Annotated in this window: 7 protein-coding genes; all 7 read left to right on the plus strand. The window is 40.1% G+C overall.

What is annotated here, in order from left to right; genetic code table 11:
- Positions 1–270 precede the first annotated feature (270 nt).
- Complete coding sequence (rpsB, locus tag EKM61_RS10895; RefSeq protein ID WP_068376925.1) at positions 271–1,092, plus strand: 30S ribosomal protein S2; 822 nt, start codon at positions 271–273, stop codon at positions 1,090–1,092.
- Between the two features lie 249 nt (positions 1,093–1,341).
- On the plus strand, positions 1,342–2,226 hold the full coding sequence (gene tsf / locus EKM61_RS10900; RefSeq protein ID WP_068224659.1) for a translation elongation factor Ts: 885 nt from the start codon (positions 1,342–1,344) through the stop codon (positions 2,224–2,226).
- Between the two features lie 116 nt (positions 2,227–2,342).
- Entirely contained in the window at positions 2,343–3,068 is a 726-nt protein-coding gene (pyrH, locus tag EKM61_RS10905; RefSeq protein WP_068224656.1) for a UMP kinase, read from the plus strand.
- Positions 3,065–3,628, plus strand: coding sequence for a ribosome recycling factor (gene frr / locus EKM61_RS10910; RefSeq protein WP_178378349.1), 564 nt, complete (start codon positions 3,065–3,067; stop codon positions 3,626–3,628). Before pyrH ends, frr begins: the two co-directional genes overlap by 4 nt.
- Positions 3,629–3,751: 123 nt before the next feature.
- Positions 3,752–4,519 carry an isoprenyl transferase gene (locus tag EKM61_RS10915; RefSeq protein ID WP_068224651.1) on the plus strand — a complete coding sequence of 256 codons (768 nt, stop codon included), beginning with the start codon at positions 3,752–3,754 and terminating at the stop codon, positions 4,517–4,519.
- A gap of 17 nt (positions 4,520–4,536) precedes the next feature.
- On the plus strand, positions 4,537–5,319 hold the full coding sequence (locus EKM61_RS10920; RefSeq protein ID WP_068224649.1) for a phosphatidate cytidylyltransferase: 783 nt from the start codon (positions 4,537–4,539) through the stop codon (positions 5,317–5,319).
- Positions 5,320–5,360: 41 nt separating this feature from the next.
- Positions 5,361–6,632, plus strand: coding sequence for an RIP metalloprotease RseP (gene rseP / locus EKM61_RS10925; RefSeq protein ID WP_068224646.1), 1,272 nt, complete (start codon positions 5,361–5,363; stop codon positions 6,630–6,632).
- Positions 6,633–6,759: the final 127 nt, after the last annotated feature.

The raw sequence follows: 6,759 nt of genomic DNA on the forward strand, positions 1-6,759 counted from the left end.
CTTTTTTATTTTTCTGATTTTCAAAACAGACAAAAAACCGGTATTAGTTATTCACCAATACCAGAAAGTGTAGACCCCTTTTTTTGTTGGCTGACCAGCAAATAATCAGGGATAATAAAAATAGTTGCGGACTGGTTTGTTTTGGGGTATGATATTAACCGGTGTTAAATAACATCAATTCACACCTTGCGTGATAATAAGCGTGGTGCTTTTTACGAAGTTCACTTATTACTTGATCGCCGGGGAGGAAAAACCAAGGAGGAATTTATCATGGCAGTAATTACAATGAAACAATTGCTTGAAGCTGGGGTTCATTTTGGTCACCAAACACGTCGATGGAATCCAAAAATGAAACCATACATTTTTACAGAACGGAATGGCATCTACATTATTGACTTACAAAAGACTGTTAAGTTAGTTGACAATGCCTATGACTTCATGAAGAACACAGCCGCTGACGGTGGCGTTATTCTTTTTGTTGGAACTAAAAAGCAAGCACAGGATTCTATTCAAGAAGAAGCAACTCGTGCGGGCCAATATTACGTTAACCATCGTTGGTTAGGTGGCACTTTAACTAACTGGCAGACAATTCAAAAACGAATTGCTCATTTAAAAGAAATCAAACAAATGGGTGAAGATGGTACTTTTGACAAGTTACCTAAGAAAGAAGTTTCTCAATTAAACAAACAACGTGAGAAGCTTGAAAAGTTCTTAGGTGGGATTGAAGATATGCCACGGATTCCAGATGTTTTATTCATTGTTGACCCACGCAAAGAAAAGATTGCCGTTCAAGAAGCTCATAAATTGAACATTCCAATCGTTGCAATGGTTGATACTAATAGTGATCCAGACGATATCAACGTTATTGTACCATCAAACGATGATGCAATCCGTGCCGTTCGTTTAATCACTTCTAAGATGGCTGACGCAATTGTTGAAGGCCGTCAAGGTGAAGAACAAGAAGTTAGCGAAAAGACTTTTGCTGCCGAAGATCAGAAGGAAGATAGCGCCGTTGCTGATTCAGAAACACCAAGTAACGAAAGCTTAGCTGATTTACAAAAAGCAGTTGAAGGCAAAAATCGTAATAACTAGGCGTGTTTTGAACTTTATAATTTTGTTAAGTATGCGATAACAAACAGGTTTAAACGATGATTGTCTGTATTTAGCAGCGATTAGTGAATTATTTACTAAGCGAGGTTATTGTTCAGAATCGGAACGCTTTTTAGAAACTCAGTAAATTTAAACTAAACATTTTTTTGAGGCTGTCTTAAAGGTAGGCACAGTAATGCAAGCCTTATATCTAAGGCAGTCTCTTTTTAAATTAAATAAGGAGGTCGTATTATGGCGACTAAAATTACTGCAGCACAAGTAAAGGAATTACGTGAAAAATCTGGCGCTGGCATGATGGCTGCTAAGAAGGCTTTAGTAGCATCAGATGGTGACATGAATAAGGCAATGGAAGCATTGCGTGAAAAAGGTGTTAAAACTGCCGAAAAGAAGAGTGGTCGAGTGGCTGCTGAAGGGTTGGCTGACGTTTCAATCAAAGGCAATGTTGCGGCAATCGTTGAAGTTAATTCCGAAACGGACTTTGTTGCGAACAATAAAGATTTCCAGAAATTAGTTCAAGATATCGCTGATGCAATGGCAGTAAATAAACCTGCTGATCAGAAGGCTGCTGAAGCAACTAAGTTAGCTGATGGCACAACGGTTGCTGCTGCTGTTATCAACGCAACAGCAACAATTGGCGAAAAAATTAGTTTCCGCCGTTTTTCTGTTCTTGAAAAAACTGATAATGGCCATTTCGGTTCTTACCGGCACATGGGCGGTCGAATTGCCGCTTTAACAGTTGTTGAAGGTGCTGATGACGAAACTGCTAAGGATGTTGCCATGCACGTTGCGGCTATCAATCCACAATATGTTTCTCGTGAACAAGTACCAGCTGATATTATGGCTAAAGAAAAGGCTGACCTTACTGAAGAGGCAAAAACAGAAGGCAAGCCAGAAAAAATTGTTGAAAAGATTGTTGAAGGTCGCTTAAATAAATTCTTGGCCGAAATTAGTTTAGACGATCAAGAATTTGTTAAGGATTCTGATCAAACAGTCGCTCACTACGTTGATTCTAAAAACGGTAAAGTTAAGCATTTTGTTCGTTATGAAGTTGGCGAAGGTATCGAAAAAGAAGAAAAAGACTTTGCTGCCGAAGTACAAAGCGAAATGAATCGTTAATTCATTTTAAGTAAGGGAACGCAGAATCCTGCGCTCCTTTTTTTTGGATAACATACTCGCTAGTTAGTCAGGTATGCTAAAATGAAGAAGAAAACATTACGGAGGTTAGTCATAAGATGGCAGATATTAAGTATAAGCGTATCGTTTTAAAAATTAGTGGCGAAGCGTTAGCCGGTGAAAAAGGTTTTGGCATTAATCCACCAGTTATTCAGGATGTGGCAAAAGAGCTTAAAGAAGTTTATAAACTTGGTGTCCAAATTGCGATCGTTGTTGGCGGCGGTAATATTTGGCGTGGCCAAACTGGTGCTGAAATGGGGATGGAACGTGCTCAGGCCGATTACATGGGAATGCTCGCAACTGTCATGAATGCCTTAGCGTTACAAGATAATTTGGAACAACAAGGTGTTCCAACACGTGTTCAGACCTCAATTGAAATGCGTCAAATTGCTGAACCCTATATTCGCCGGAAGGCAATTCGTCATTTAGAAAAAGACCGCGTTGTTATTTTTGCTGCGGGCACGGGTAATCCATATTTTTCAACGGACACTACGGCTGCTTTACGGGCCGCTGAAATTGATGCGGATGTCATTTTGATGGCCAAGAATAATGTTGACGGTGTTTATTCTGCTGATCCAAATAAGGATAAAAATGCGGTTAAGTACGAAGAATTGACGCATTTAGATATTATCGATAAAGGACTGCAAGTAATGGATACAACGGCAAGTTCACTTTCAATGGATAATGACATTCCGCTGGTTGTTTTTAACCTTAACGAGACCGGTAATATTAAGCGGGTAGTTGAGGGTGAACAAATTGGAACAACAATTAGGGGGAAAGAATAATGGCAAGTGATCCAGCTTTAGTAGAAGCACAAAAAAAGATGAAGAACGCAGAAGAGGCACTACAGCGTGAGCTTGGAACAATTCGGGCTGGTCGTGCTAATGCAGGTATTTTAAGTCGAGTTATGGTTGACTATTATGGTGTTCCAACACCACTTAACCAAGTTGCCACGATTACAATTCCAGAGGCCCGAGTATTAATGGTAACACCATACGATAAATCAAGTTTAAAGGATATTGAACATGCTATTTTAGTTTCTGATTTGGGCATTTCACCAGCTAATGATGGAACGGCCATTCGGTTAGTTATTCCACAACTTACCCAGGAGCGCCGTGCAGAATTGGCCAAGGATGTTAAAAAGCAGGCCGAAAATTCAAAAATTGTTGTCCGTAATGCCCGTCGTGATGCAATGGAAGACTTACGCAAACGTGAAAAGGCTAATGAGTTAACTGAAGATGACTTACATGGTTTAGAGGATCAGGCGCAGAAGCTAACTAATGAATCAACTAAACGAGTTGATCAGATTGCTGCTGACAAGGAAAAAGAAATCATAAGTGATTAATTTATTTCGGGGAATTCGTCGTTGGGCGTTTTCCTCTTTTTTTCTGTTAGCAGATGATAGTCAGTCAGCAGGTTTTTTGTTACAATAAGGTTTGGCTTTTAAATTTCGACTGGAGGGATCCGTGTGTTTTCATTTCGAAAAAATAAAACATCAGAATTAGGGTCACAACTTGATCCGCAGCGGATACCAGCACATGTTGCCATCATTATGGACGGAAACGGACGTTGGGCGCAAAAGAAACACCGACCACGACTTTTTGGTCATAAGGAAGGGATGGAAACGGTTAAGCTGATTACAAAGCATGCAAGTCAGCTTGGTGTTAAAGTGTTGACACTTTACGCGTTTTCGACAGAAAATTGGAAGCGCCCTGAAGACGAAGTAAGTTATTTAATGCAATTACCGGTAGATTTTTTTGATACCTTTGTACCGGAATTGGTTGCCGAAAATGTTCAAGTCAATGTAATGGGGTACACGGATCGTTTGCCAAAGAAGACACAAAAGGCAGCCGCTGATGCGATTGCCGATACCAAGGCTAATACCGGTATGATCCTTAATTTTGCACTTAATTATGGCGGCCGTTCTGAGATCGTAACGGCTGTTCAAAAAATTGCGGCCCAGGCGGTTAGTGGGCAGTTATTACCTGCCGATATCAATGAAGAAACTGTTGACCAGGCATTGATGACGGCTTCACTTGGCCAGTATGCAGATCCAGATTTATTAATTCGTACTAGTGGTGAAGAACGAATTTCCAATTTTCTTCTGTGGCAAATTGCCTATAGCGAGCTAGTGTTTACAGAAAAGCTTTGGCCCGATTTTGATGCGGCGGCCTTTGACGCTGCCATTGCAACTTACCAAAGCCGTGACCGCCGATTTGGCGGATTAAAAAAATAGAAAGAAGTGTTAGGTATATGCGCCAGCGTGTGATTACAGCAGTGGTTGCGTTGATTATTTTTATTCCCATCGTAATTATTGGTGGTCCCATTTTTGATATCATGGCGGTGGTCCTCGGACTAGTTGGCCTATCAGAAATTTTTATTATGCGAAAAAAGATTATTGTTTCGGTGGAGGCATTGCTGGGAGCATTAACGTTGCTTGCGGTTATGGTTCCTGATAGTTGGCTACCGGCGAATATTAACCGGTTGTACTTTATTTATCTGTTTGTTATGTTACTTCTCGTTAACATGGTATTTTCTAAAAATCGTTTAAATTTTGATGATGTCGGGGTCACAGCATTGGCGGCCTTATATATTGGCACCGGTTTTTATTATTTTATTGTGACGCGTGAGACGAGTGTCCTGATGCTTTTTTATATTATGTTTGTTATTTGGTCAACGGATATTGGTGCTTACCAAATTGGACGTAAGCTGGGAAAGCATAAATTGGCGCCACTCATTAGTCCAAATAAAACTTGGGAAGGATCAATTGGTGGTACTATTTGTGCCCTAATTGTTGGCGGCGTCTTTACCTATTTTGTACCGCAAATTCAGGTTTACGCTTGGCCAGTTATGTTGTTGCTGACGTTAGTCTTTTCAATTGTTGGCCAATTGGGCGATTTGGTTGAATCGGCTTATAAACGTTATTATGGTGTTAAGGATTCAGGTAAAATCTTACCGGGACATGGCGGTATTCTTGACCGTTTTGATAGTTTGTTATTTGTTTTACCCATCTTGCACCTATTTCTATTAGTCTAAATCCTAGGTATCAGTTTTCAATTTATTGAGGAGGAAACTGTGTGGAAACACTTATTGTATTCATTCTAATCTTTGGTGCAATTGTTATTGTCCATGAATTTGGCCATTTTTATTTTGCGAAACGTTCCGGTATTTTAGTTCGGGAATTTTCGATTGGAATGGGACCAAAACTCTGGGCTTCGCGACGCAACGAAACAACCTATACTTTACGCCTACTACCAATTGGTGGTTACGTTCGAATGGCTGGGATTGCGGATGATGAAGACGACGAATTACAGCCTGGTACTTCGGTTCTCTTGACGTTAAATGAACAACAGAAAGTAAGCCGGATCAACGTTAGTCAAAAGGTCACTTTAAATGAAGGAATTCCGTTTGAAATTGCTAAGAGCGATTTGCAGGATGATTTATTTATTGAAGGTTATGAAAATGGTGATGAGGCCGAATTACGCCGCTACGATGTCGATCACGATGCGACAATTATTGAAAAAAGTGGGACTGAAGTTCAAATTGCACCACGTGATGTGCAATTTCAATCGGCCTCAATCCCGAAACGCCTGCTAACTAATTTTGCCGGGATTTTAAATAATTTGATTTTAGGAATTATTGGTTTTATTTTGGTGGCGTTTTTAATGGGTGGTGTTGCTAAAACATCCAATGAATTAGGAACGATCCAAGATAATTCACCTGCGCAATCGGTAGGATTAAAGGCAGGCGATCATATCACTGCTGTTAATGGTGTTAAAACGCCGACCTTTCAGGATGTCGCCCAGCAGGTTAATCGTTATCCGAATAAAAAAATAACGCTGACGGTCCGGCACAAAGGGACTTCTGAAAAAATCACCGCAACGCCAAGGGCACAAAAAACGAATGGTAAAAAGGTTGGTGTGCTTGGTGTTGCAGTGGCACTTGACACGAGCTTCAGCGCTAAGATTGCCTATGGGTTTACACAGCCTTGGTTTATTGTTTCCCAGACCTTTAAGGTTATTGGTGGTATGTTTGTTCATGGCTTTAATTTGAATAATTTTGGTGGACCTGTGGCCATGTACGCGATGACTTCTCAAGCCGCACAAAGTGGCTTGCCAACGATTATTAATTTAATGGCTTATTTATCAATTAGTGTTGGGGTCATGAATTTATTACCAATTCCGGCGCTAGATGGTGGTAAAATTCTATTAAATCTGGTTGAAGCCGTTAGAGGTAAACCGATTGATCCAGAAAAAGAAGGAATTATATCATTGATTGGTTTTGGGTTAATGCTACTATTAATGATCTTAGTGACGTGGAATGATGTTCAACGCTTTTTCATCCGTTGAGTGTTTGCTGATTAGTGATTGTTCCAAATAGCTATATGTTTGTGATTAAAAAGACTTGTGGTCAGAAGTCAAGTAGGTGATACGTAAAATATTGATAGTTCTAATTGTGAGGAGAGTATACTTCCCC

The organism is Loigolactobacillus backii, from assembly GCF_003946275.1.
Classification (GTDB): Bacteria; Bacillota; Bacilli; order Lactobacillales; family Lactobacillaceae; genus Loigolactobacillus; species Loigolactobacillus backii.